General features: G+C 66.5%; 27 protein-coding genes and 1 pseudogene. 25 read left to right on the top strand and 3 right to left on the bottom strand.

Annotation, left to right across the window (positions count from 1 at the left end; genetic code table 11):
- From H0B54_RS25445 to H0B54_RS25355, 19 genes and pseudogenes are all read left to right on the top strand, one after another.
- Positions 1 to 771 carry a phosphoadenosine phosphosulfate reductase domain-containing protein gene (locus H0B54_RS25445; protein ID WP_188262649.1) on the top strand — a complete coding sequence of 257 codons (771 nt, stop codon included), beginning with the start codon at positions 1 to 3 and terminating at the stop codon, positions 769 to 771.
- Between the two features lie 59 nt (positions 772 to 830).
- Positions 831 to 1,274 carry a helix-turn-helix domain-containing protein gene (locus H0B54_RS25440; protein WP_425490086.1) on the top strand — a complete coding sequence of 148 codons (444 nt, stop codon included), beginning with the start codon at positions 831 to 833 and terminating at the stop codon, positions 1,272 to 1,274.
- Between the two features lie 2 nt (positions 1,275 to 1,276).
- Complete coding sequence (locus tag H0B54_RS25435) at positions 1,277 to 1,933, top strand: beta/alpha barrel domain-containing protein (RefSeq protein WP_188262648.1); 657 nt, start codon at positions 1,277 to 1,279, stop codon at positions 1,931 to 1,933.
- Positions 1,926 to 3,038 carry a phage Gp37/Gp68 family protein gene (locus H0B54_RS25430; RefSeq protein WP_188262647.1) on the top strand — a complete coding sequence of 371 codons (1,113 nt, stop codon included), beginning with the start codon at positions 1,926 to 1,928 and terminating at the stop codon, positions 3,036 to 3,038. Before H0B54_RS25435 ends, H0B54_RS25430 begins: the two co-directional genes overlap by 8 nt.
- Positions 3,039 to 3,097: 59 nt before the next feature.
- Complete coding sequence (locus H0B54_RS25425; protein WP_211109547.1) at positions 3,098 to 4,687, top strand: hypothetical protein; 1,590 nt, start codon at positions 3,098 to 3,100, stop codon at positions 4,685 to 4,687.
- A 122-nt stretch (positions 4,688 to 4,809) separates the two neighbouring features.
- Positions 4,810 to 5,673: a hypothetical protein gene (locus H0B54_RS25420; protein ID WP_188262645.1), complete on the top strand. Its 864-nt coding sequence runs from the start codon at positions 4,810 to 4,812 to the stop codon at positions 5,671 to 5,673.
- Positions 5,674 to 6,081: pseudogene (locus H0B54_RS30560) on the top strand (DUF1643 domain-containing protein); the annotation flags it as partial. It abuts the gene before it with no gap.
- Positions 6,082 to 6,271: 190 nt separating this feature from the next.
- Positions 6,272 to 6,610 carry a hypothetical protein gene (locus tag H0B54_RS30015; RefSeq protein ID WP_188262644.1) on the top strand — a complete coding sequence of 113 codons (339 nt, stop codon included), beginning with the start codon at positions 6,272 to 6,274 and terminating at the stop codon, positions 6,608 to 6,610.
- A gap of 5 nt (positions 6,611 to 6,615) precedes the next feature.
- Complete coding sequence (locus tag H0B54_RS25405) at positions 6,616 to 6,861, top strand: hypothetical protein (protein ID WP_188262643.1); 246 nt, start codon at positions 6,616 to 6,618, stop codon at positions 6,859 to 6,861.
- Positions 6,858 to 7,283: a hypothetical protein gene (locus tag H0B54_RS25400; RefSeq protein ID WP_188262642.1), complete on the top strand. Its 426-nt coding sequence runs from the start codon at positions 6,858 to 6,860 to the stop codon at positions 7,281 to 7,283. Before H0B54_RS25405 ends, H0B54_RS25400 begins: the two co-directional genes overlap by 4 nt.
- A gap of 15 nt (positions 7,284 to 7,298) precedes the next feature.
- Positions 7,299 to 8,042 carry a hypothetical protein gene (locus H0B54_RS25395; RefSeq protein WP_188262641.1) on the top strand — a complete coding sequence of 248 codons (744 nt, stop codon included), beginning with the start codon at positions 7,299 to 7,301 and terminating at the stop codon, positions 8,040 to 8,042.
- Complete coding sequence (locus H0B54_RS25390; protein WP_188262640.1) at positions 8,039 to 8,452, top strand: hypothetical protein; 414 nt, start codon at positions 8,039 to 8,041, stop codon at positions 8,450 to 8,452. The genes H0B54_RS25395 and H0B54_RS25390 overlap by 4 nt, the downstream gene beginning before the upstream one ends.
- A gap of 47 nt (positions 8,453 to 8,499) precedes the next feature.
- Complete coding sequence (locus tag H0B54_RS25385; protein ID WP_246472811.1) at positions 8,500 to 8,952, top strand: DUF1064 domain-containing protein; 453 nt, start codon at positions 8,500 to 8,502, stop codon at positions 8,950 to 8,952.
- Complete coding sequence (locus H0B54_RS30445) at positions 8,940 to 9,629, top strand: GapR family DNA-binding domain-containing protein (protein ID WP_188262638.1); 690 nt, start codon at positions 8,940 to 8,942, stop codon at positions 9,627 to 9,629. The genes H0B54_RS25385 and H0B54_RS30445 overlap by 13 nt, the downstream gene beginning before the upstream one ends.
- A 39-nt stretch (positions 9,630 to 9,668) precedes the next feature.
- Positions 9,669 to 10,589 (top strand): ATP-binding protein, encoded by a 921-nt coding sequence (locus tag H0B54_RS25375; protein ID WP_188262637.1) that lies wholly within the window; start codon positions 9,669 to 9,671, stop codon positions 10,587 to 10,589.
- A 64-nt stretch (positions 10,590 to 10,653) separates the two neighbouring features.
- Positions 10,654 to 11,832: a helix-turn-helix domain-containing protein gene (locus tag H0B54_RS25370; RefSeq protein ID WP_188262636.1), complete on the top strand. Its 1,179-nt coding sequence runs from the start codon at positions 10,654 to 10,656 to the stop codon at positions 11,830 to 11,832.
- On the top strand, positions 11,829 to 12,614 hold the full coding sequence (locus H0B54_RS25365; protein ID WP_188262635.1) for a hypothetical protein: 786 nt from the start codon (positions 11,829 to 11,831) through the stop codon (positions 12,612 to 12,614). Before H0B54_RS25370 ends, H0B54_RS25365 begins: the two co-directional genes overlap by 4 nt.
- Positions 12,615 to 12,971: 357 nt before the next feature.
- The gene (locus tag H0B54_RS30440) at positions 12,972 to 14,381 is read left to right on the top strand and encodes a DNA methyltransferase (protein ID WP_188262634.1); all 1,410 of its coding nucleotides are present in this window, start codon (positions 12,972 to 12,974) and stop codon (positions 14,379 to 14,381) included.
- Positions 14,353 to 14,835 (top strand): hypothetical protein, encoded by a 483-nt coding sequence (locus H0B54_RS25355; RefSeq protein WP_188262633.1) that lies wholly within the window; start codon positions 14,353 to 14,355, stop codon positions 14,833 to 14,835. The genes H0B54_RS30440 and H0B54_RS25355 overlap by 29 nt, the downstream gene beginning before the upstream one ends.
- A 334-nt stretch (positions 14,836 to 15,169) precedes the next feature.
- Here the strand turns inward: H0B54_RS25355 and H0B54_RS25350 are convergent, their stop codons facing one another.
- The 3 genes from H0B54_RS25350 to H0B54_RS25340 form a co-directional block, all read right to left on the bottom strand.
- Positions 15,170 to 15,661 carry a hypothetical protein gene (locus H0B54_RS25350; protein WP_188262632.1) on the bottom strand — a complete coding sequence of 164 codons (492 nt, stop codon included), beginning with the start codon at positions 15,659 to 15,661 and terminating at the stop codon, positions 15,170 to 15,172.
- A gap of 10 nt (positions 15,662 to 15,671) precedes the next feature.
- A complete protein-coding gene (locus H0B54_RS25345) occupies positions 15,672 to 15,917 on the bottom strand; it encodes a DUF4160 domain-containing protein (RefSeq protein WP_188262631.1) in 246 nt (81 codons plus the stop codon).
- Between the two features lie 141 nt (positions 15,918 to 16,058).
- Positions 16,059 to 16,814 carry a DUF3489 domain-containing protein gene (locus H0B54_RS25340; RefSeq protein WP_188262630.1) on the bottom strand — a complete coding sequence of 252 codons (756 nt, stop codon included), beginning with the start codon at positions 16,812 to 16,814 and terminating at the stop codon, positions 16,059 to 16,061.
- Between the two features lie 283 nt (positions 16,815 to 17,097).
- Here H0B54_RS25340 and H0B54_RS25335 point away from each other — a divergent pair, with 283 nt between their 5' ends.
- The 6 genes from H0B54_RS25335 to H0B54_RS25310 all read left to right on the top strand — a co-directional run.
- Positions 17,098 to 17,466: a P27 family phage terminase small subunit gene (locus H0B54_RS25335; protein ID WP_188262629.1), complete on the top strand. Its 369-nt coding sequence runs from the start codon at positions 17,098 to 17,100 to the stop codon at positions 17,464 to 17,466.
- Positions 17,466 to 17,786: an HNH endonuclease gene (locus H0B54_RS30555; RefSeq protein ID WP_425490085.1), complete on the top strand. Its 321-nt coding sequence runs from the start codon at positions 17,466 to 17,468 to the stop codon at positions 17,784 to 17,786. Before H0B54_RS25335 ends, H0B54_RS30555 begins: the two co-directional genes overlap by 1 nt.
- A gap of 84 nt (positions 17,787 to 17,870) precedes the next feature.
- Positions 17,871 to 18,380, top strand: coding sequence for a P27 family phage terminase small subunit (locus H0B54_RS25325; protein ID WP_188262627.1), 510 nt, complete (start codon positions 17,871 to 17,873; stop codon positions 18,378 to 18,380).
- Positions 18,380 to 20,173, top strand: a complete 1,794-nt coding sequence (locus tag H0B54_RS25320) for a terminase large subunit (RefSeq protein WP_188262626.1) — start codon at positions 18,380 to 18,382, stop codon at positions 20,171 to 20,173. Before H0B54_RS25325 ends, H0B54_RS25320 begins: the two co-directional genes overlap by 1 nt.
- A gap of 6 nt (positions 20,174 to 20,179) precedes the next feature.
- Positions 20,180 to 21,523: a phage portal protein gene (locus tag H0B54_RS25315; protein ID WP_188262625.1), complete on the top strand. Its 1,344-nt coding sequence runs from the start codon at positions 20,180 to 20,182 to the stop codon at positions 21,521 to 21,523.
- Positions 21,524 to 21,534: 11 nt separating this feature from the next.
- The coding region (locus H0B54_RS25310; RefSeq protein ID WP_425490084.1) for a hypothetical protein at positions 21,535 to 21,878 on the top strand (344 nt) is incomplete at its 3' end.

Below are 21,878 nucleotides of genomic sequence, written 5' to 3'. Positions count from 1 at the left end.
ATGGACCAGATCGACCCGCACATCGTCGACCTGATCGCCCGTGGCGCCCTGTTCGGCATCAACCATTCGGCTGGGAAGGACTCCCAGGCGATGACCATCAAGCTCCGCGAGATCATCCCGCCTGATCAACTGGTGCTGATCCATGCCGAACTGCCGGGCGCGGACTGGGAAGGTCTGATCGAGCACATCGAGGCGAACAGCGGCGGCCTGCCGCTCTACACCTGCCGGGCCGTGAAGACCTTCATGGAGATGGTGGAGCACCGCGGCATGTTCCCCTCGCCGGACAACCGCCAGTGCACCAGCGACCTGAAGCGCGGCCCCATTGAGAAGCTGGTGCGGCGCATCCTGCGGGAGCGCGGCCGGTCCCTGTATGTCAACTGCGTTGGCATCCGCGCCCAGGAAAGCCGCAAGCGGGCCAAGGCGACCACGTTCGAATTCGACGCGCGCAACAGCAAGGCTGGCCGCGAATGGTACAGCTGGCTCCCGATCCACCAGATGAGCGAGGTGGAGGTCTGGGCGACCATCCACGGCGCCGGCCAGCAGGGGCACCGAGCCTATGCCGCCGGCATGCGCCGCCTGTCGTGCCGCTTCTGCATCATGGCTACCGAAGAAGACTTGAAGACGGCGGCCCTCCTGGACCCTCCCGGTGCTCGCCTCTACGCCAGCACGGAACGCCGTCTGGATCGGACCATGCTGATGCCCAAGAAGGGCGGGCAACGGGTCTTTCTTGACGAACTGTTCGGGTTCGCCGTGCCCACCCCAGCCGCCTGACCCCCTTTCCCATTCTTGCGCTGGCGGCCCTGCCGGCGCCCTTCCCTTGGAGCTGAACCATGAACGTCTCCCCCAACGCCGCCACCCTCTCCACCATGCCCGCCAGCTCCACGCCGCGGGGCCGCAAGAAGCACGGCGGCATGCGTGAGCAGCACCAGCATCTGGACATCAAGATTGGCGCCCGCGTCCGCACGCGCCGCACCCTGATGGGTCTGTCCCAGTCCGACCTGGGCGAGGCCATCGGCCTCACCTTCCAGCAGGTGCAGAAGTACGAGCGCGGCGCCAACCGCATCGGCGCCTCTACCCTGTTCCGTATCGCCGAGGTTCTGGACGTCCCGGTGTCTTTTTTCTTCGATGACCTGGGAGCCCAGCCGGGGCAGGGCAGCGACTTGACGCTGTGCCGTGCGGATCTGGAGTTCGCGAAGCGTCTGGCCCTCCTGCCCAAGTCGGTCAAGGACGGCATCGCCGATCTGGTCCGCGTGCTCGCCAAGGGGGAGGGCTGATCATGCGCAAGCCCGACAGCATCACCTTCACTGGGCTGGACGCTCGGACGGATCTCCGCCGGGCCGTCGCCATCGCCCGCGCCTATCCCGTCGAGTTCGCGTTCCTGCTGTCGCCGAAGCGACAGGGGCAGGACCGTCGATACCCCGGTGGCGAAACTCTGTCCGCCATCATGTGGAGCCCGCTCATCAGTTTGCGGCTCGCCGCGCACGTCTGCGGCTCCCACAGCCGCGACATCATGGCGAGCGGGCCATGTCGCGGGCTGCCGGTCGACATCGGATTCTGCAAGCGCGTCCAGGTCAACCACGAGGCGCCGGTGGCGGGCTGCATTCACCAGTTCGCCCGCAACTGGGGTGTGCGCGGCATCGCCCAAACCCGCGAGGCGTTCCCTGCCGACCGGCGGGTTGACTGGCTGTTCGACCGCTCGGCCGGCTCGGGACAGATGCCGGGGGAGTGGCCGCGCCACCCCGGCGGGGACCAGCTCGTCGGCTACGCGGGCGGGATCGGGCCGGACAACGTCGCCGACGTGCTGCGCCTGATCAACAGCGACGGCCCTTACTGGATCTGCATGGAGAGCGGTGTCCGCACCGACGACTGGCTGAACCTGGACAAGGTCGAAGCCGTGTGCCGCGCCGTCTACGGGGAGGCGTGCCATGGGTGACAAGACCGGTATCGAGTGGACCGAAGCGACGTGGAACCCGGTGGTCGGGTGCTCCATCAAGTCGCCGGGTTGCACCAACTGCTACGCCATGGGTGAGGCCGCGCGCCTGGAGCGTATGGGCGGCAAGGGGGGCGCCAAGTATGCCGGCCTGACCAAGCCGAGCAAGGCCGGGCCGGTCTGGACTGGTACCGTGCGCCTTCACCAGGACGCTCTCGGCCAACCCCTGCGTTGGGCGCGCCCGCGTCGCATTTTCGTCAACAGCATGTCGGACCTGTTCCACGAAGACATGCCGTTCGAAGCCATCGACCGCGTGTTCGTTGTGATGGCGCTGGCGGGCCAGCACACGTTTCAGGTGTTGACCAAGCGGTCGGCCAAGATGCGCGAGTACATGGCGGGCTTCTCCTGGGAGCGTGCCGTCGAGAGCTGCCGCGGACCGCATGGCGTGTCCGTGATCCCGCGCTTCTCCATCGACGCTCTGCGCGGTGCCTTCGGCATGCGGCCCCGGTTTTCGCATGAACGCGACCGATCCGCGTTGCCGCTGCCGAACGTCTGGTTGGGCGTCTCAGTCGAGGATCAGTCGCGCGCAGTCGAGCGTGTTTTCGACCTGGAGGCGACCCCGGCCGCGGTGCGCTTCCTGTCTCTGGAACCTTCGTTGGGGCCGGTGGATCTGCGCCGCGTCGATGACGGTGAATCGGTGCTCGACGCGCTGGGCGGAACGCTGTCGGTCGAAGGGCGGGGGACGACGCGGTGCGCGCGCCTCGATTGGGTGATCGTCGGTGGGGAGAGTGGCCCAAAGGCCCGGCCTATGCATCCCAGCTGGGCACGAAGCCTTCGCGACCAGTGCGCCGAGACCGGCATCCCGTTCCTCTTCAAGCAGTGGGGAGAATGGACGCCGACGCAGCAGCCCGCCCCCGGTGGGGACCTGGGCGGCGCCATGCGCGCCGACCGCGTGCGGATCGTCAAGCCGGCGGGTGAGAACGATGGGCACTTCCGGCGCGGCGACGTGCTGATGGAGCGCGTCGGGAAACGCGCCGCTGGTCGCCTCCTCGACGGCGTGTTGCACGACGGCTCTCCAACCCGGCGCAACAGCGCCGAGGGCGACTGATCCCATCCCCGATCATCACGCGACGCCTTCATTTAAGCCATTGAAATAGAGGAAAAGTTATGGCTCAGAGCATTGAATGCCGACTTTCTGATGGTAAGCCCCCGTCACCGCTCTCGCCCTTGAGCGAGGAGGAGATGGCGCTGGCCGGTGTGGAGGTTGGGTCCGTCGTCGCTGAAGGCGTGATCCAGTGCGCCGGCTGCCTGGAAAAGAGCCGCGATCCGGATAGCGACTGCGCCATCCCGGCCGGTCAGCTGGCCTATGTCGAGGCCGCAACCGACGAACCCAGCGACGGCGACGTCTACTGCACGGCCTGCGCCCGCGAGAACGCCGGCCGGGCGCGTGCCTATGGCGACGCGAACCCGGCTGAAATCGCGGCGCTGGTGGGGAACCGCTATGTGTCCCCGTTCCCGGAACCGACGGCGCATCAGCGCGAGGTGCTGAACTACCTGATCGAGGAGGCGTCCGAGACCGGCGCGCTGTTCGGGGCGGAGGTGATCAAGCGGGCGACGAAGACGGCCCGGTTCGGTCTCGATGAGGTGCAGGCCGGGCAAGGCGACACGAACGCTGTCCGCTTGGGCCATGAGGTGGGGGACTTCCTGGAGGTGGTGTCCCTGGCCCTGCGCGCTGGCGTGATCCCGGCGGTCGCCGTCGAGGAGGGCAGGGCGCGGAAGAAGCGGCAACTCGCCCGGTTCATGCAGACGGAGGCCCCGGCCGAGGGGGCGGTCTCGGACGAGGCGGGCTACATCATCACCCCGTTCAATCCCTGCCTCGCGAAGCGCGAACCGCTGGAGCCGATCTTCGTGCTGCTCGGGCGGGACAAGCACGCTGCGCCCGCTGTGCGGTTCTGGGCGGCCCTGCGGGACGCCGAGCGCGCCCCCTCCGCCAAGACCGTTTCCGCGCGCCAGATCGCCGCGGTGATGGACGCCTACCGGGCGGACGAGCCGACCCCGGCCGCAGATCCCAGCTACGACGAGTGGCAGATCACCGGCGGTCCCTACATGCTCAAGAGCGCCGCAGGCATGCGCGTCGTCGGGTCGGAGCATGTGGTGCTGCGGGAGGCTCGGTACCAGGAGCTTCTCGCAGCCCACCACGCTATGGGAAAGGGACTGGTGTCGACGGACATCGGCACGCGGCTGATTGCCGTCATCGACGCGCAGGGCAAGCTGCTCAACGATGTTGCCGCCGCGGCGTTGGAGCACCTCACCGATAAGGGCGGCGAGCCGCCGGCCCTGCTGCGCGCGTCCCTGGAAAAGGTGCTCGACATCGCGCGCCAGCGATTCCGCACGGATGCTGTCCAGGCCGTCGTTGCGGCCGAGCGTGCCGGCGTGCCGCTCCCGCCAGAAGCGGGAAACGAATCTACTGAACGTGAGGAGCGTGCGCCCCGGAAGGGGGACGGCTGGGTTCTGACCCGAGAATTCCGCGGTGATCCTGGAGCGACCCCGATGGCTTGGTGGTGGTCGCCCGCTCATGGCTACGACATCGACGAAGCTCTCCTTGATGACGATGGCCGGGTCGGCGGGAAAGGAAAATGCGGAGCGCGATTCTACACGCACGTCCGACTGATGCGGCCAGAGGATTACCCCCGTCCACCGGTTGACGCCGCGTCCCTCCCAGCCGGTCGCGCCTCCAGGGAGGCGACCCAGCCATGACTGACCCCATCACTTTTCCGATCTTGTACCCCGGTCGGCCATCGGCTGACGCGCCCCGGTCGGTCCCCTGGAGCCTTGTCGCCCCCCACGAGGCGCAGGCAGAGCGGAACCATGGCCAGAGCTTGAACACGCTCGCCCGCCGCGGCGGCTTGGCGCCCTGTGAGCTGGTCGCGGTTCTCTTGGATCGCCCGTGGCGCCGCATGCTCCTGGAGGATGCGGTGATGGTGTTGCGGCTCGTCTGCTCCGCGTTCGAGACCGGGGCCGCCCACCTGGAAGCGCGCATCAAGGATCTGGAGGAGGCCAACGAACGCGCCGACAAGCTCCTTGCCGCCGATCTGTCGCTTCTCCGGATGGGACCTTCCGAACTCGGCTTTACCCTCGAAGCCTCCGGCCGGGCCGTGGCGATCATCGCCGGACATCTGGCGGCTTGGTTCCGCGAACACCATGCCGAGAACTACACCGAGACGGCGTTCGAGCAGGTCGAAATCAGCAGCGACCGTCAGCGCTACATCCTGACCGTTCAGCGCGGCGATGGGAAATCGCCGCATCAGCTCCGCCAGGAGGCCGTCGCCGAGCGGGACGCAGCGCAGGCCCGTATCGCTCGATTGGAAATGATCATCGCCGCTCATGGGCGCGCCGCGAACATCAGGCGAGGGTGGCGGGACGCGCTGATGGTCACGGCCGACCGGCTGGACTTCATCGCCTCCAGCGAAACGCCCTCCGCGGTGCAACCGCTTGCCAAGGTGGCTGCGGACGATATCCGCGTTGCTCTCTCGCTGGGCCAAGGCGGGGAGGCGTCGGGGGTGAAGATCATCCCGTACACCGATGAGGAGGGCGAGCCTGATCCGGACATGGTCGGGCTTGTCATGCTTGCCATCGGGAAAGACGGCGAAGTTCCGGAGCACGTCCACGACCGTATCCCGCAGGCGGCTGCTTCGGTCCTCTGCGGCTTGCTCCCCTCCAATCCTGCCGGCGGGGAGGCGTGAATGGCCGAGCACAATCTTCCTGTGGGATGGACGCTGCACGATTCGGCCATCCTGTCGCCGAGCGGGCGGTATCGCTATTGGCTGCGGCGCAACCTGAACTGGATCGGGGGTGAGCGGCCTGTGGTGTTCTGCATGCTCAATCCGAGCACGGCGGACGCCTCCCACGACGATCCGACCATCCGTCGCTGCGTCGACTATGCGAACCGCTGGAACGCCTCCACCCTGGCCGTCGTCAACCTGTTCGCCATGCGCTCCACAGACCCGGACGCGCTGTTCGAGGACGGCGTGAGCGACCCGGAAGGGCCGGACAACGACAGCATCATCCGCGCTGCCGCCAACTTCTGCCGCACCGGCGGTGCCGCCCCCGGCATATTCGTCTGCGGCTGGGGCGGGGCGGGCAAGAACAAGCGGGATCGAGCGTGTCGCGCAGCGGGCCGAAACGGTGCGCGGGATCGTCGAAGATGCCGGATGCGAGCCGATGTTCCTCAAGCTGTCCGAGAAGTCCGGGCAGCCCTGGCACCCGCTGTACCTGAAGGCCGAGCTGCGCCCGCGCTCGTGGCCTGCTCCTGCCGCCGTCTCCGCAGGGGAGCGCTGAATCATGACCACATTCATCGCAAGCAACGGCGTCGTCATCAGAGCCCACCCCGACGCGATCAACGTGGGCGGAGACTGGATCGACCGCCCGGCAGCGGTTGCCATTCACGAGTTCCTGTGCGGCGAAACTGCCGCCGCAAAGCCGCAGCCGTGGAAGCTGGCGAAGGTTGGGGACGTATGGCTGCTGACCGATAAGCGCGGCGAGACGCGACCGTGGACGAAGCTGCAAAACGGAGAGTGGGGGGCGTTCGAGTGCGGCCGCCACTGCATCCTGACCAACGACCACTTCGTGACCGGAAACGCCCTATGGGCCTCCGCTCCCGCCGCTACCTCCCCGGAGTAACCGCCATGGCGGACATAGACCACTCCAACGCCCCGCCATTCTACGTGCGCGGCACCTGCCCCGTCTGCTGGTCAACCACCTTCGCCGAAGCGGAAGACCGCTGCCAGATCGCACGAGACCTCGGTGACGAGGCCGTGTGCTCCGGGGGCGCCCAGGACGAATACGAGGGGCCGCGCGATGGCTTCCTCTACTTCTACAACCCCGAATATGGCGTGTGGATTGACCGCCAGATCTCGGAGGATCGCCGATGACCGCCCCCATCACCACCGGGGCGGCGCCCAGCCGCCACATGCCGGCGCTGGCCGAGCACATGGGGACCTGCCTGCGCGGGGCGACGACCATGGGCCTGACGGAGGCGGTGGACCGCTTCCGCGCGCTCCATCTGGCCGCGGACAATGGCTCCATAACGGCCCAGCAGTTCGCCGCCGTGATCGTGGAGGAGATCCGCGCGGAGGTGGACGACCCCGTGGGCTGGATCACGCTCATGCTCCACGCTGCGTTCCGCGACTTCGACACGGCCATAGCCCTGCTCCGGCAGGCCGAGGGCTACGTGGAGACCTGTGCCGACGATCCCGCCAACCCCGGCAACCCGGCGGAACTCCTGCTGAAGGAGATGGCCCTGTTCCTGTCCGCACCCAAGCGCGTCGCCTCCCCGGCGGCGGTGCGGGCCTGACCCAGAGGAGCGGCTATGGTCGAGAAGATCCTATACGCCACGCCCTACGGGTTGATGGTCGATGTCTACCGCGTCGATACGCCGGCAGGGCCTGTGCTCCGCGCTGGCCTGGAAGAAACCGCCAAGCTCTACGGCATCCATGACCGGCTGATCCGCCGCCGCTTCGTGGCCGAGGCCACTGGAAAGACCGAAGCCGAGGTCGGCGAGCTGATCCTGAAGCACGGTGGTCACGAGACACAGGCGGTGGCTCTGCCTGCGCCGGGATCGGTTGTGTTCCCGGCCTATGAGCGGAGCCTGTCGAAGCCGGCCCGCGAAGCGCTGGGACTGTGGATAGCCCTCGTCAGCGCTGCCCCGAGCTGGCCGGAGCGGGCCGTGGGCCTGCTGAAGGTTTTCGACGCGATCATGAAGGCGGGCGTCAAGGCGGGGGGCCGGAAGGACGAGGTGACCGTGGGTGCGGACATCGCCCGGACGCTGACCTGCATCCTGGAGCATCTGGGGGAGCAGAAGGTGGACCGGCTGGACGCCGCCGCCTTCTACGCGCTGGCCGAGCATGCGGAGTGGGCTGGCGCTGGCCGGCAGTGGCTGGCTCCGATCCGGGGGACGTGGCTGCGCGATTGGGTCGCCGCCCGCCCGGTCTACCGGCAGGCCGCCCAGCTCGTGAGCCGCCATCGGCATGCTCCGTCGTGGCTGTGGCACCACCACCAGCAGTGGGCGGCGCCCTCCCGGCGGCAGTCTCGGGGTCGGAGGGGCCGGTCATGACGAACCAGGTCGAAGCCCTTCACCAGCTGCCCGGCTACAGGTCGCATATCCCGCTGTGGAACGTCGCGGAGGTGTGGTGCCGCGAGGGGCGGCATTGGGACAGCGCCACGGGCAAGGCGGCGCTGATCGAGGAGCAGCCTTCCAGCGTGGCGCCGTCGCGCTTGCTGGCCGCGATCTGCCGGGCGGTGGGCTTGCCAGAACCGCAGGTCCAGCCGCAGCCCGTGTTCCGGGAGCCGGACCCACTGGAAGGCGACCCGTGGCCGTGCTCGCCGGCTGTGCTGGTGCGCTTCAGCGGCGCGGAACGGGCTACCGAATTCACCTATGCCACCGACGCCGCCGCGCAGGCGGCCTGTGACGGGCTTCTGGCCGCGTTGCGGGCGTTCGGTGCCCAGCTTCTGGCGCGGCCATGACAGGGCGCCGCAAGGGCTTCGGTGGGGCCAACAGAATTGTCCCGTCCATGCTGGGCGCGCCGGCACAGCGCCAGATCGAGGCCATCCGGTTCGCCCTGCAAGAGCGGGAACGCCAGCGGCTGGAAGCGCTTGCGGCCCAGCAGGGGAAGCCGGGGCAGGGAGAGGCTAAGCGGTCGAAGTACGGGGCCAAGCGCACCCTCGTGGACGGCATCGGCTTCCATTCGAAGCTGGAGGCGGACCGGTACCTCGAACTGCGTCGGCGCGAGCGGCTCGGGCTGATTGCAGACCTGGAGCTACAGCCAGCGTTCCGCCTCGTCGTGAACGGCCGGCTGATCTGCACCTACTACGCCGACTTTCGTTACCGCGTCGCCGCGACCGGTGAGCAGAGGGTCGAAGATGCGAAAGGATACAAAACCCCAGAGTACAAACTGAAGAAGTCACTTGCTGAAGCTCTTTATCAAAACCTTGAAATCATAGAGGTGAAATCATGGCGGATATAGGTGATATTGCCGCTGATCGCTTGAAGGCGTTCGTTCGGCGTGCGCTGAACTTGGAAGCCGAGCGTGCGGCCATCGGCGAAGACATCAAGGAAGTCTATGCCGAGGCCAAGGGAACCGGCTTCGACACGAAGACGATGCGGAAGGTGGTGGCCCGCATCAAGGCGATGGAGAAGGACAGGGAGGGCGTGCTCGAACAGGAGGCCCTGGAAGAACTCTACAACGAGGCGCTGGGCGTCACCGATGGCGGTGCCTTCGACTGGGGGAACATGGGGCGCCCGAACCTGCATCCGGGCGGCAAGGCCCAGGAACCGGAACAGCCCGACGATGAAGATTCCGACCAAACGGACATCGAGGACATCGCACCTTCGCCGCAGCGCCCGGCCAAGGGCAAGGCGCCGAAGCCCGATCCCTTGGACACCCCGCAGCCGCCCCCGGTGACGGAAGACGAGGCGCGGGCCATGGCGCGCCAAGACGCGGAGGCGGGCAAGCCGATCACCTCCAAACCCCTTCGGCCACCGCGATCCCAATCGCCGCGTCTGGGACGAGGAGTGGTGCAAGGCCACCGGCACGGACGGCATGGAGCTGCCGCCGGAGTGGCGCCGCAAGCCCAAGCCCAAGAAGGACAAGGGCGGCGCCGAAGGGCCGGGGCAGGGGCCGGACGGCAGCGGTGGCGGTGACGGTGGTGGAGACAACGAGAAGAACGAGGGGACCGAGCCATGAGCAGCGAGCGCGAATCCTTCGAGCCGACGCCGATCATCCGGCAGTTCGCCACCATACTTCGCCCGGACGATGCCGAACCGCCCGTCCTGGCACGGAACGTTCGGGAGAGCGTCCACCAGTGGTTCACGGAGTTGCAGTCCGAAAAGGAACTGGAGCAGGTCAACCTGAAGCCCCGCCGGACCTGCATTATGGGCGGTCCTCCGGGCTGCGGTAAGACCACGCTCGGCCATCACCTCGCCGCGCGCCAGGGTCTGCCGGTGGTGGTGGTGGACATGGCTTCGCTCGTCAGCAAGTGGCTTGGCGAGAGCGGGCGCAATATCAGGGACTTGTTCAGGGACTTGTTCGCGCAGATTGAGACGCAGGCGGACCTCTGCGTCCTTTTCCTGGACGAGTTCGACGCCGTGGGCATCAAGCGGATGTCCAATGGATCTGGCGCTGATAACGAGCGGAACGCCATCGTCGTCACCATCCTTCAGCAGATCGACCGTTTCAGCGGAACGCTGCTGGCCGCGACCAACCGGCCCGACGATATCGACCCGGCCATCTGGCGCCGGTTCGGTGTCCACCTGGACATCGGCATTCCCGATGACGATTGCCGGTACGCGATCATCGCCCGGTATCTGTCGCCCCTCACGCTCCCCGAAGAAGCCATCGACAAGCTGGTGAAATTCACGGCGGGTGCTACCCCCGCGCTCCTCCGCCAGCTCATGGAAGGTGTTCGCCGCGATCTGGTGCTGGCACCGAAGTTCAAGCGCGACACGTCAGCGCTGGCCGTCTTCCGCCGTGTCATCACGTCGGTTCGCCCCCACGCTGACATGACCATCCCGGAGCTGTGGGGGGACAGGAAGGCGCTGGACGAGGTGTCCAAGATCGCGTGGCCGCCGGAATGGCCCAGCGGGCGCGGGACCGGCGAGTAAGTCCCTTCGTGCAGACGAACCCCAGCAACCACAGAAGCACAGGGAGGCGCCGGTGAGCTTGCGAATGACCCGGCTGGCCTGGGCGGTCATAAGGGCCGGATGCACCGATAGCGATGCGCAGAAGCTGGTGCTGCTGCGCCTCAGCGATTTCGCGGATGACGACGGGGGAAGCATTTTCCCCGCCGTCGCCACGGTGGCGGCTGACTGCGGCGTGTCGGAACGGACGGTGCAGTACACGATGCGTAAGATGGAAGATAAGGGCTGGCTGCTCCCCGTCAGCAACACCAAGGGTGGGCGCGGGCGGACGAGGCAGTATGCGCTGGCGGTTGAAACCCTGACCGCGCTGGCCGCTGATGCGGCGCGGCAGGGTGCGGGCGATGCTGGAAAGGGTGAAACCAGCTTGCACCCTTTGGCAAACCCCGACGCTGAAATCGAAACGGTGCAAAGGGTGCAAGCTAAGGTGCACCCTTTCCCGGAAAAGGGTGCAAGTGAACTGCACCCTTCTCAAACCCCGCAATCCCCGCAAAGGGTGCAAGCTACGGTGCACCCTTTCCCGCAAAAGGGTGCAAACGGCGACAGCAAAGGGTGCAACCTGATTGCACCCGAACAACCAATAGAACAGACGCTGCTGATGCGCGCGAGCGCGGATGCGCATGTGCCTGCGGGTGCGCGCGAGGGCGCGCGTGAGCTGGTGCGTGAGACGACGCCAGAGGCAATCGTGAAGGCATTCGACGCCGCCCGTGTGGCGGCCTTCGGGGAGGACGAAGCGCGGCGGCGCCCTCACTACACGGATTTCGAGGAGGCCGCCCAGTGGATCGCCGTAGGTGCGGACCTGGATCTGTGCGAAGGCGTGTTCGTCCACGGCTTCAGCCGGGCGGCGGCGCTGAAGCACGAGCCGCCGCACACCCTGAAGTATTTCCACAATCGCGTGGTGAAGATGATAGCCGCACAGGCCGCGCCGTTTCCGGATGTGGAGGTGCGCGGCAAGTCGGTCACGATCCGGCCCGCCGCCATAGCCGTCCACACCGAGCCGCAGATCGGCAAGCATGCGCGGGCCACGAGAGCGGTGTGGCGCATCCGCCTGGAAGCGCTGCGGGACCGGAAGATGTGGCTGCCGTCGTGGATGGGGCGGCCTGGGGAACCCGATTACGAGGGGCCGGAGGATCTGGTTGCCGAGGTCTTCCGCCCAGCGGCGGAGCCGACGTTCCAGTTCTCGGAACAGGGGCCGGGAGGTGCGCCATGACCGCCCGCGAAACCCGCGACACCCGGAAGCTGGTGGATTTGGAGGAGCTGGTGGCGTGGGCCATTCGTGACCAGAAGGCCCACCGGGACAACACGGCGCTGCACGCCGTGGAGAGCGCCGCGCATATGTCGATGCGGAGCCGTCGCGGCGGGCGAGCGGATGGCTACGCCTTCGCTGGCGGGTGGGGGATGGACAGTTGCGCCCGCATCGCGGCCATCGGCAACATCGGCACCCGCATCGACGGCGGTGGTCCGACCCGCGGCGTGGCCCCGCGTATGCATCCGGACGCCGAGGAGGTGACGACTGCCATGGGGCGGCTGCCTTGGCGGCAGCGGGGGCTGATCATCGAATTCGGCTCCATCGGTGAAGCGCCGCCCTGGTCGAACGGCAAGCAACGGCTGGTCCGTGTCCCGGTCTCCGAGATCATCCGCGGCCCGCTTCGTCACAAGGTGCTGGCGGAGTGGGTTGGCGTCATGACGCGGTTTCAGTTCGCCAACTGGCGCCGCGCTCGCGGGCTTCCCATCGTGGACAGGTATGGGCGCTCCATCGTCACCGACGACGTGGGGATCGAGTTCCGCTACCTGGAAGACGGCCAGCGGCAGGCGAAGGTGAAGCACTGCCCCCTCCAGTTCGATCCAAGCGACGAATGGATTGAGCGAACGAACGGTGTCTATGCGACTTGGCACGCGGGCATGACGGCCCTGCTGGACAGTATGGCCGGGCTGGCGTTGAAGGATCACCGCATTTCCGGATTCGCCGCACAAGCGGAGCCATGGCTTTAACGCTCTGTTAACGCCTCTGGCTAATACTTGACAACGCGCAAGCGCCATAGTTGCAAGCGCATACAGCCCCGCTCGGATCAATCCGCAGCGGGGTTTGTTTTAGGTGGTCCACCGCGACCCTATAAGGACGGGGGCTACCGGGGTGATAGCGCACCCTTTCGCCGCGATGGAAGGCACCGCACCGTTAGACCAACCGGTTGATCCGTTTGTCCCGTCATCGCCTCGAAGCGACGGCGTCACATGAACGTATGTAGCCGGATTGGTCAAGCATAACGTCATTCAACCTGATGTAACACTAGCGCACCTGTGGAGCGCTGGCAACAGGTTCTGAACGGCGTTGGATCGCGAAGGCCAACCGTGACACAGGAGATTGCGATTGTTTTCCGACCGCTCGACGGGGTGAAGCCCTACGAGCGGAACCCTAAGACGCACGGGCAGGAGCAGCTTGAACGGCTGGTCTCCAGTCTCACCACCTTTGGGTGGACGCGCCCGCTGCTGATCGGCGCGGACGACGTGCTGGTTGCAGGTCACGGGACGTGGCAGGCCGCCCGGCTTGTTCACGAGCGGGGCTTGCAGATCCCCAACCACCCGGACGCGGGCACCGTCCCGTGCCGGGTGCTGGACCACCTGACGCCCGAGCAAATCCGGGCCTATGTGATCGCCGACAACCGGCTGTCCGAACTCGGACGCTGGGACGACGAACTGCTGGCGGCCGAGCTGGTGGACCTCCACGGCCTGGGCGTCGATCTCGATACCATCGGGTTTGACGCCGCTGACCTGGAGGCGCTGTGCGGCGACGCCCCCGGCGATAGCCGCAAGGACGGGGCGACCGGCAAGACGCTGGCGGAACGCTTCGGCGTCCCGCCGTTCACGGTGCTGGACGCCCGGCAAGGCTACTGGAGGCAGCGCAAGGCGGCATGGGTTGCCATGGGCGTCCACGCGGAGGAGGGCCGGGAACACCTGCCCGACACCAACGTGGCGACCGACTGGATGCGCCGTGGTTCGGCTACGGGCGGAAGCGCCTTCGACCCGGTGCTGGCCGAACTGGTGTTCCGGTGGTTCACGCCGACGCCAACGGCGTCTGTGCTGGACCCCTTCGCCGGGGAAGCGACGAAAGGCGTCGTCTGCGCGGCGCTGGGCTTCGACTACACCGGCGTTGAGCTACGATCCGAGCAGGTTGCATCGAATCAGGCTCAATGGGCCAAGGTCCGCGACAAGCTGCCCCCGGAAAGGCTAGCGCAGGTTCAGCGCGATCCTCTCTGGATCGAAGGTGACAGCGCCAAGATCGGGGAAGTCCTTCCAGGCGGGCGGCAGTACGATCTGGTTTTCACCAGCCCGCCATACTACGACCTCGAAATCTACTCGAAGCAGGACAAGGACGGCTCTGCCTTCGCGACCTACGACCTGTTCATCGAGTGGTATCGGCACATCTTCCGGCAAGCCTGCGACCGGCTGAAGCCCAACCGGTTCGCTGTCGTGAAGATCGGAGACGTCAGGGACGAGCGGGGGAATTACCGCAACTTCCTGGGCGACAACATCGCCTGTTTCCGCGACCTGGGGCTGGGCTTCTACAACGAGGCGGCGCTGGTAACGCCGGTCGGGTCCCTGGCCCTGCGCGCTGGCAAGCAGTTCCTTTCGAGCCGCAAGCTCGGGCGTGGGCACCAGAACGTGTTGATCTTCTTCAAGGGCGACCCGCGGAAGATCAAGAAGGAGTTCCCGCAGGAAATCGAGGTCGGCGATGCCGATGCTGACGATCCCGCAGCGTAAGCGCCTGCGGGCGCTGGTCATCGCCCAGCATGTCCGCGCCGCGGGCTTGCCGGGTGTCGTGTGCTTCTCCTGCGGCAACGCCAGCGCGGCCCTGAAGGATGCCGGGCTTTACACGGTCGAGATTGCCCCAGGTGGCGACCTGTCGGCGGGGCGGTGGTGGACGGCGCCGGAGATTGCCAAGGCATGGCCGCATCTGCTGGATGCCACAAGCGGGCACCTGCCCGTGCCGCTGATGGCGGCGGTGGCCTCGGCACTGCGGGCTGAGTTGGGCGACCTGCCGGCGGACACCTACGAGGTCCCCACCGGCAGCGGCGAAACGCTGGTGTGCCTCTCCATGGCCTATCCAGCCTGCCGGTTCCGGCCGGTCTACAGTGTCGGGAAGGGGACGGCCTTCGAGCCTCTCGCGCCGCTGAACGGTCTCGTCCAGGCGCTGGCCGCCGGGGAGGTGTCCTGAAAAAAGATTCGTAGACCTACGGGAGGGGTCTGTAGGCCGAGTTTTTGTTTCGTAGACCTACGAGGGGGTCTCACGCGAGCGCGTGTAAGCAATCTACGAACGCGGCGGACGGACAAGGCTATGGCCCGTGAGTGGACGGGAGCGGTGGGAGGGGGAGGGGTGAAGCAATCCCAGCGAACCCGGTGACCACGGCGACCGTCTGCGAGCCGGGGTGGGAAGCGCGTGGTCCAGCCGCACAGGCACCGGCAACGAGGCCAGCTCGGGGCAGAGACGCAGAAAGGCCGCGTCCCCGGAGGAACGCGGCTCTCTGAAGCCGGGTGAGTGAGGCGTTGGGCTATGCCGCCTTGGGCGGACGGCCCGGCGGGCGGCTCGGGCGGTAGTGCGCCTCGAACAGAACCGGGTCACGCTTCATCGCGCGGCACGCGATCTGCACAACCGGCGGGATCGGGGAACCGGCCTTGTAACCGAGGTACGTGCTCACCCCGACGCCGAGAAGGCTTGCGGCCTCCTTGTTCGACAGCTTGAGACCGCTCTGCCATCCGGCGAGTTCGGAGGAGCCGAAGGGCTTTTGCTCGTCGGCGATGTTGCGGAGGTGGACGTTGTCGATCCCGACGTCTCCCTCTTCGTCCCACGCCACCACGGTTCCCCACCCGGCAACCACGGGGCGCGCCAGAACGGCGGGGTCCTTCAGGATGTCGAACTCCTTCGGGCCGGGCCGCGCAAGCCACCCGGCGATGTCGATGTTCTCGGTCTGGCCGTCACGCCAGACAACGGACAGAACGGTTCCGCTGATGGAAACGGTTTCGATGCGCGGCGTCTCGGTCATCGCGTCGCTCCTACAGGCTGAAAGGCAGGTCGGGGTTCATCCGGTTCCATTCGGCGACCAGTTGGTCCCGGTTCGCGGCGGCCCACTCCAGAGCCTCCAGCTTCACGTTACGGGGCAGATGGCCCTCACGGATTTCCAGGGTTTCGATGGACACCAGCGCCGCGAAGTCCGGACTGACCACATGGAAGTGAGCGGGGTAGTGCTCCCGACCGCGCACCTCCAAGTACCAGTTCGTCCCCCGTAGCAGCTTGCCCATCGTCGCCCCCTTGCTGATGAGAGAAACATACTCTGAAATCTGGACGGTGTAAAGAACCATTTCCAGATTTCGGATAGGTTTTCGGGATAGCAGAAGGGGCGGGAGTCACCCCGCCCCTTCGTTGCTGATGATCGGCTTGGGTTACTCGGCAGCGACCGGAACCTGTTCCGCGCCGCTGTCCGCCGCATTCCCGTTCGCGGGTTCGCCCATGGCGGGCATCTTGCCGAAGTAGCGGCCCTCGCCGCCCTTCTTCCGGTACTCCAGGTCCAGGCCGAACACCTCGTCCAGCTCGTTCAAGGTGCCGCTGCACTTCTTCCAACCCACCGCCGTCTCCAGCTCCTTCATGGTGGCACCATCGGGGCGGCAAACGAGGTCGATCAGGATGCGCTTCTTCGTGCCGGGCGCGGGGAAGGCGGGAGCGTTGCCCGAACGCGGCGTGGAGCCGATGGCTTCGTACCTCTCCCCCTCCGCAAGGGGGCGGAAGGTCCAACCGCCGTCCACCTGCTCGACCTTGATGCGGTTCTTGGCGAACCCATCGCAGCGCGCCCACGCCACGGCGTGATCCACGGAGGGGAACTTCAGGTTGGCGGGAGCGGTGCTGACCGGCCCGGCCTTCGGCTGTTCGCCCTGCGGCGGGTTGGCGGCATCGTTGCCCGGCTGTTCGTCCTGCACCGCGCCACCGGCCTCGTTGGTCTGCCCCACGGGCTGAACCGGCTCCAGCGCCGGGGTATCGCCGCTGGTCTGCTCGGGTTCGATGCGGCTGTAGGTCCAGCCATCATCGCCCTTGGTAACGGTGAACTCGCCCTGCTCGAACCCGGCAGCCTCGGCGGCCTTCGTCGCGGCGGTCTTGGAGGGGAAGGAACGAACGGCGGTGTCGGTGTTGCCGAAGAGGCTCATGGTCAAGCTCCTGTGGAGTGCGGTTTCGGTTGCGTGTGCGGCAGCGGCTTGGTTGCTCGCTGTGGTTGAACCGTAGCGGAGACGCCGAAGAGGAGCGAGAAGGAAAAACGGTTTTCTGAACTTTCTTCCGAAAATCGGTAGTTCAGTCGCCAAAGAGCGACACCAGCCCCTTGCGGCCTGCCTGCACCGCACCGGCACCCACCGGAAGCGGAACCGCCGACAGGCCGCGACAGAAGCCCGGACAGCGGCCTGTGGCTGCGCCAAGTAAGGGAAGCCCCAGCCAATGCCCAAGCCCACGACAAGCCACCCAGCGGGCCGCGCCGCAGCGCCCGTGCTGAACGTCAGCGCGCCACCCACCGTTGCGGGGGACAGCCGTGCCGCCGAGCTGTGGGGGGAAGCGGCTAAGGCCATGGGCGCCCGCCTGACGCCGTTCAGCGCGCCGCTTGTGGCGTCCTTCTGCCTTGCCGTTGCCCGGCTGGAGGATGCCGAACGGAAGATCGCCGCGTCGGGCTTGCTGGTGAAGAAGGGGCAGGCCGCTGAGGTGAATCCCCTTCTGGCCGTGGTGGAGCGGCAACTGCGGATCGTGCGCGATCTGGCGGACACGGTGAACCCTCCGGCCTCGCCGTGGGCCAATCGCTCGGCCGGTCGTTGATGCCAGCGCGTCCCCCAGTCTTCCGCCCGCAGGGCTGGAAGCCAGCTCCCCGCGCCCCGAAGCGTCGGGAGGTGCAGGACCCCTATTACGGCTCCGCCGCGTGGCGGGACCTTCGCGAAGCGTGCTGGAGCAGAGACGGCTACCGCTGCACCGACCCAAGGTGCCGTACACCGAACCGTGGTCACGGCGGGAAGCTGATCGCCCACCACATCAAGGAGCGCCGCAAAGGGGGCGCTGATGCGCTGTGGAACCTCGCGACCCTCTGCCCGGCCTGCCACGAAAGGGAGCATCGGCGGGCGCGTGTGGGGCACCAGGGGTAGGGGGGGCAAATCTCCAGGGCGGTAGGCCCGTCTACCGGTGTGGTGGGGAAATTCCTGCGCGTGCAAAATGGAAGGAAAAGGTACATGGCCGGAAGACCGCGCAAGCCGACGCACCTGAAGGTCGTCAGCGGCACGGCCCAGCCGTGCCGGACCAACCCAAACGAACCGAAGCCGAAGCGGGAACGCCCATCCCCCCCGGCGCACTTGAGCGATAAGGCAAAAGTCGCCTGGGGCGCCGTGTCGGTGTTGCTGGATCGCATGGGCGTGCTGACCGAAGCCGACCCATTCGCACTGGAGGGCCTGTGCGAAGCCTATGCGGATCTGCTGGCGGCCCGCGCGTCCCTGGCAAGGCCGATGACGCTGTCCAACGGTGACGACGGCGAACTGACCCTTGCTGAAGCCGGGGAGCGCTACTACTGGACCTTCGGCAAAAGCGGCCCGATGCGGCGTGCCCGCCCGGAAATCGCGGACATCGCGGACGCGGATCGCCGGTTCGCCGGCTGGCTGGCGAAGTTCGGCCTGACGCCGGCGGATCGCACTCGTGTGGGCGGCCACCTGCCCGGCGCCGAAGACCCGCTCAGTGAGTTCTTCTGATGCCTCGGGCGCCTCGTCAGCACCAGCCGGGCGTTCGCCGCGGGCGCGGCGCAGGCAGGGGCGGTGCTCCGCTCGGGCCGGTCGGCAACCCGCATGTGGAACTGGCTGAACGCTACATCGACGGCGTGCTGTCGGGTGCGATACCGGCTTGCAAATGGGTCAAGTTGGCTTGCCAGCGGCACCGCGACGACCTGAAGGCCGACAACAGCGCGGACTGGCCGTACCGGTTCGATCCGGCCAAGGCCGAGAAGGTTTGCAAGTTTATCGAGCTGCTGCCCCACACCAAGGGGAAGTGGCGGAAAAGAGATCCGCTGAACCCCACGGCGCATCTGCTGCGGCTTGAGCCTTGGCAGTGCTTCATCGTCTGCATGGTGTTCGGATGGGTGCGGAAGTCTGATGGCTTCCGGAGGTTCCGGCAGGTCTACGTGGAGGTGCCGCGCAAGAACGGGAAATCTGCGTTGGTTGCGGCCATCGGCATTTACATGCTGTGCGCCGATGGGGAGGAGGGCGCGGAGGTCTACGCGGGAGCGACGACAGAGAAGCAGGCTTGGGAGGTGTTCGGGCCGGCGAGGGAAATGCTCATCAACAGGCCCGACGTGAAGGACAGGGCCGGTATCTCCGTCAACGCCCGGAACATCAGCATCATCGCCAAGGCTGCGAAATTCGAGCCGGTCATTGGCAAGCCGGGTGACGGTGCCTCACCGTCCTGCTCGATCACGGACGAGTATCACGAGCACGCCACGTCCGAGCAGTTCGACACGATGGTGACCGGCATGGGTGCCCGCGAACAACCGCTGGCGCTGGTCATCACCACCGCGGGGGACAACATCGCAGGCCCCTGCTACGACATGCGCGGCGTCGTGCTGAACGTGCTTCAGAAGGTGGCACGGGACGAGGAACTGTTCGGCATCGTCTTCACCATAGACAAGGGCGACGATTGGGCTGACCCGGCGGTGATCCGCAAGGCCAACCCGAACTGCGGCGTGTCGATCAGCGAAGAGTTTCTCTTGGCCCGCCAGCGTGAAGCGATCAACAACCCGCGCAACCGTGGGCGCTTCCTGACGAAGCACCTGAACATGTGGGTGAACGCCCGGTCGGCCTACTTCGACATGGTCGCTTGGGGGCGTCGGGCCGATCCGAGCCTTCGCCTTGAGGATTTCGAGGGTTGCCGGATCGTGATCGGGCTCGACCTCGCGAGCAAAGTGGACATCGCCGCATTAGAAATCCTGATCCCGCCGGAGGACGAAGGGGGATTCTACTACACGTTCGGCAAGCATTACCTGCCGGAAGAAACGGTTCTTGCGGCAGAGAACGAGCATTACCAAGCGTGGCACGCCGATGGATGGCTTGAAGTCACCGATGGGAACATCACGGACTTTGGCTGCATCGAGGAGGACATCCTTGACCTGTGCGACCGCTTCCAGGTCGAAGCGGTCGCCTACGATCCGCACCAAGCCACGATGCTTGTCACGCGACTCCAGCAGAAGAACGTGCCGGTCATCGAATACCGGCCCCTGGTGCTGAACTTCAGCGAGCCGATGAAGGAACTGGATGCGCTGATCCGCGCCGGGAGGCTGCTGCACCCCGGCGATCCTGGCATGGAGTGGATGATGTCGAACGTCGTGGCTCGCCCCGACAAGAAAGACAACGTCTATCCGACCAAGGAAAAGGACGAAAAGAAGATCGACGGACCTGTGGCGCTGATCAGTGCTTTGGGTGTGTCGATGGTTGGGAAAGCCGACAAAGAAGAAGAGTCGGACTACGAGAACCAAGATCTAATCATTGCGGGCTGACGACACATGAACGCACTCCCTCGCATCCGTGTCGCCGCTCCTTCACGGGTGGTCGGCTCGTCGGTTCCGGCTGTCCAGCGGGCACCCTCGGCTGCACCGCCGGCCATTCAGGCGGGCATGAACTCGGGCTTCTCCGTCTTCGGGGCCACCGCCAGTTCCACGGCCGGACCGCTGGTGAACCCGGACACGGCCATGCGGGTGACGACGGTCTGGCGCTGCATCTCGCTCATCGCCGGCACGGTGGCGACACAGCCCCTTCTGCTCTACAGGCGGGCAGGGGCCGGGCAGGAGATCGCGAAGGACCACAGGCTCTACCGCGTGATGTGCCGCCGCCCGAACCAGTGGATGACGCGCATTGAATTCTGGCGCCTGCTGATGACCTGGTTGCTCCAGGTCGGCAACGCCTACGCGTTCATCCAGCGTGACGGGCGTGGCCGGGTCATGCAGGTGCTGCCCGTCCATCCATCGCTTGTGCGGGTCTACCGGGCCTACGATGGGACGCCGGTCTACACGTTCAGCCTGTGGTACGGGACCGAGCAGTTCACCGTCACTGGTGACAACATGCTCCACCTCCGTTGGGGCGCGGTGAATCCCTACATGGGCCTATCGCCCATCGCCTTGCACGCTGAGGCCATCGGTGACGCCATCGCCGCACGCCAATTCGGCAGCCAGTTCTGGGCGGGTGGGGCTGCCGTCTCCGGTGTCCTGACGGTCCAGGGCAGCCTGGGCGAGGACGCGCAACGCCGGGTCGCTGCGCAATGGGCGGCGGCCTACTCCGGGCCGGCGAACGCCCACAAGACGGCGGTCCTGGGGAACGGAGCAAAGTACGAGCGCATTGGCATCCCACAGAAGGACGCGCAATGGCTGGAACTGCGCGAGTTCCAGGTTGAAGACATCGGCCGCATCTACGGTGTGTTCCCGCACCTTCTCGGCGCGACAACGAAGTCGACCAGCTGGGGCACGGGCATCGAACAAATGACGCTCGGCTTCATCAAGTTCACGCTCGCCGAGCACTTTGCGAACATCGCCCAAAGCTGCGAACGCGACCTTCTGCTGGATGACGAAGACGACGATTATTTCTTCGAGCACGATCTTTCACGCCTCGAACGTGGCGACCTGAAGAGTTTCGCCGAGGCCATGTCGAAGCTCTACAACATCGCGTCGGTCAACCCGAACGAGGTCCGTGGCCGGGTCGGGCTCAATCCGTACGAGCAAGGCAACCAGTTTCGCGCGCCGGTCAATACCGCTCCGGCCGGCGACAGCGAGGGCTCGGGAATCGGGGCCGGCGCATCGGCGGAGGACATCGCCGCGGCGGTGCTCGAAATGCTCGCCCCCTACCTGCAAACCTGAGGAACCGCAACATGCCCAAGCCCCTATTGGTCGAGGCCGGCGAGTTCAAGCGCTCGGCCAAGGCCGCCGCTGACCTGTCCGGCATGGCGTTGGTCAAGACCGGCGCCTTCGGCGCCAAGAGCATCGACGAAGCGGCGCGCACCGTCGATTTCGTCATCTCCACCGCGTCCGAGGACCGGGACAACGACGTCATCTCCCTGTCCGGCTGGCAGCTCGGTAACTACCGCAAGAACCCGGTGGTGCTCTGGGCTCATGACAGCAGCGACCTGCCGGTCGGCAAGTCGCTGTCCGAGACGGTGGATGGGAAGGCGCTGCACTCGACCTGCCAGTTCGCGACGAAGGACGAGAACCCGTT

It is taken from the genome of Azospirillum tabaci (assembly GCF_014596085.1).
Classification (GTDB): Bacteria; Pseudomonadota; Alphaproteobacteria; order Azospirillales; family Azospirillaceae; genus Azospirillum; species Azospirillum tabaci.
Note: the sequence above shows the minus strand (reverse complement) of the source record. Positions and strands in the feature narration are given on the sequence as shown.

Coding starts and splice junctions, on each gene's coding strand:
- H0B54_RS25445 (WP_188262649.1), top strand. CDS start 1: ATGGACCAGATCGACCCGCACATCGTCGACCTGATCGCCCGTGGCGCC.
- H0B54_RS25440 (WP_425490086.1), top strand. CDS start 831: ATGAACGTCTCCCCCAACGCCGCCACCCTCTCCACCATGCCCGCCAGC.
- H0B54_RS25435 (WP_188262648.1), top strand. CDS start 1,277: ATGCGCAAGCCCGACAGCATCACCTTCACTGGGCTGGACGCTCGGACG.
- H0B54_RS25430 (WP_188262647.1), top strand. CDS start 1,926: ATGGGTGACAAGACCGGTATCGAGTGGACCGAAGCGACGTGGAACCCG.
- H0B54_RS25425 (WP_211109547.1), top strand. CDS start 3,098: ATGGCTCAGAGCATTGAATGCCGACTTTCTGATGGTAAGCCCCCGTCA.
- H0B54_RS30015 (WP_188262644.1), top strand. CDS start 6,272: ATGACCACATTCATCGCAAGCAACGGCGTCGTCATCAGAGCCCACCCC.
- H0B54_RS25405 (WP_188262643.1), top strand. CDS start 6,616: ATGGCGGACATAGACCACTCCAACGCCCCGCCATTCTACGTGCGCGGC.
- H0B54_RS25400 (WP_188262642.1), top strand. CDS start 6,858: ATGACCGCCCCCATCACCACCGGGGCGGCGCCCAGCCGCCACATGCCG.
- H0B54_RS25395 (WP_188262641.1), top strand. CDS start 7,299: ATGGTCGAGAAGATCCTATACGCCACGCCCTACGGGTTGATGGTCGAT.
- H0B54_RS25390 (WP_188262640.1), top strand. CDS start 8,039: ATGACGAACCAGGTCGAAGCCCTTCACCAGCTGCCCGGCTACAGGTCG.
- H0B54_RS25385 (WP_246472811.1), top strand. CDS start 8,500: ATGCTGGGCGCGCCGGCACAGCGCCAGATCGAGGCCATCCGGTTCGCC.
- H0B54_RS30445 (WP_188262638.1), top strand. CDS start 8,940: ATGGCGGATATAGGTGATATTGCCGCTGATCGCTTGAAGGCGTTCGTT.
- H0B54_RS25375 (WP_188262637.1), top strand. CDS start 9,669: ATGAGCAGCGAGCGCGAATCCTTCGAGCCGACGCCGATCATCCGGCAG.
- H0B54_RS25370 (WP_188262636.1), top strand. CDS start 10,654: ATGACCCGGCTGGCCTGGGCGGTCATAAGGGCCGGATGCACCGATAGC.
- H0B54_RS25365 (WP_188262635.1), top strand. CDS start 11,829: ATGACCGCCCGCGAAACCCGCGACACCCGGAAGCTGGTGGATTTGGAG.
- H0B54_RS25355 (WP_188262633.1), top strand. CDS start 14,353: ATGCCGATGCTGACGATCCCGCAGCGTAAGCGCCTGCGGGCGCTGGTC.
- H0B54_RS25350 (WP_188262632.1), bottom strand. CDS start 15,661: ATGACCGAGACGCCGCGCATCGAAACCGTTTCCATCAGCGGAACCGTT.
- H0B54_RS25345 (WP_188262631.1), bottom strand. CDS start 15,917: ATGGGCAAGCTGCTACGGGGGACGAACTGGTACTTGGAGGTGCGCGGT.
- H0B54_RS25340 (WP_188262630.1), bottom strand. CDS start 16,814: ATGAGCCTCTTCGGCAACACCGACACCGCCGTTCGTTCCTTCCCCTCC.
- H0B54_RS25335 (WP_188262629.1), top strand. CDS start 17,098: ATGCCCAAGCCCACGACAAGCCACCCAGCGGGCCGCGCCGCAGCGCCC.
- H0B54_RS30555 (WP_425490085.1), top strand. CDS start 17,466: ATGCCAGCGCGTCCCCCAGTCTTCCGCCCGCAGGGCTGGAAGCCAGCT.
- H0B54_RS25325 (WP_188262627.1), top strand. CDS start 17,871: ATGGCCGGAAGACCGCGCAAGCCGACGCACCTGAAGGTCGTCAGCGGC.
- H0B54_RS25320 (WP_188262626.1), top strand. CDS start 18,380: ATGCCTCGGGCGCCTCGTCAGCACCAGCCGGGCGTTCGCCGCGGGCGC.
- H0B54_RS25315 (WP_188262625.1), top strand. CDS start 20,180: ATGAACGCACTCCCTCGCATCCGTGTCGCCGCTCCTTCACGGGTGGTC.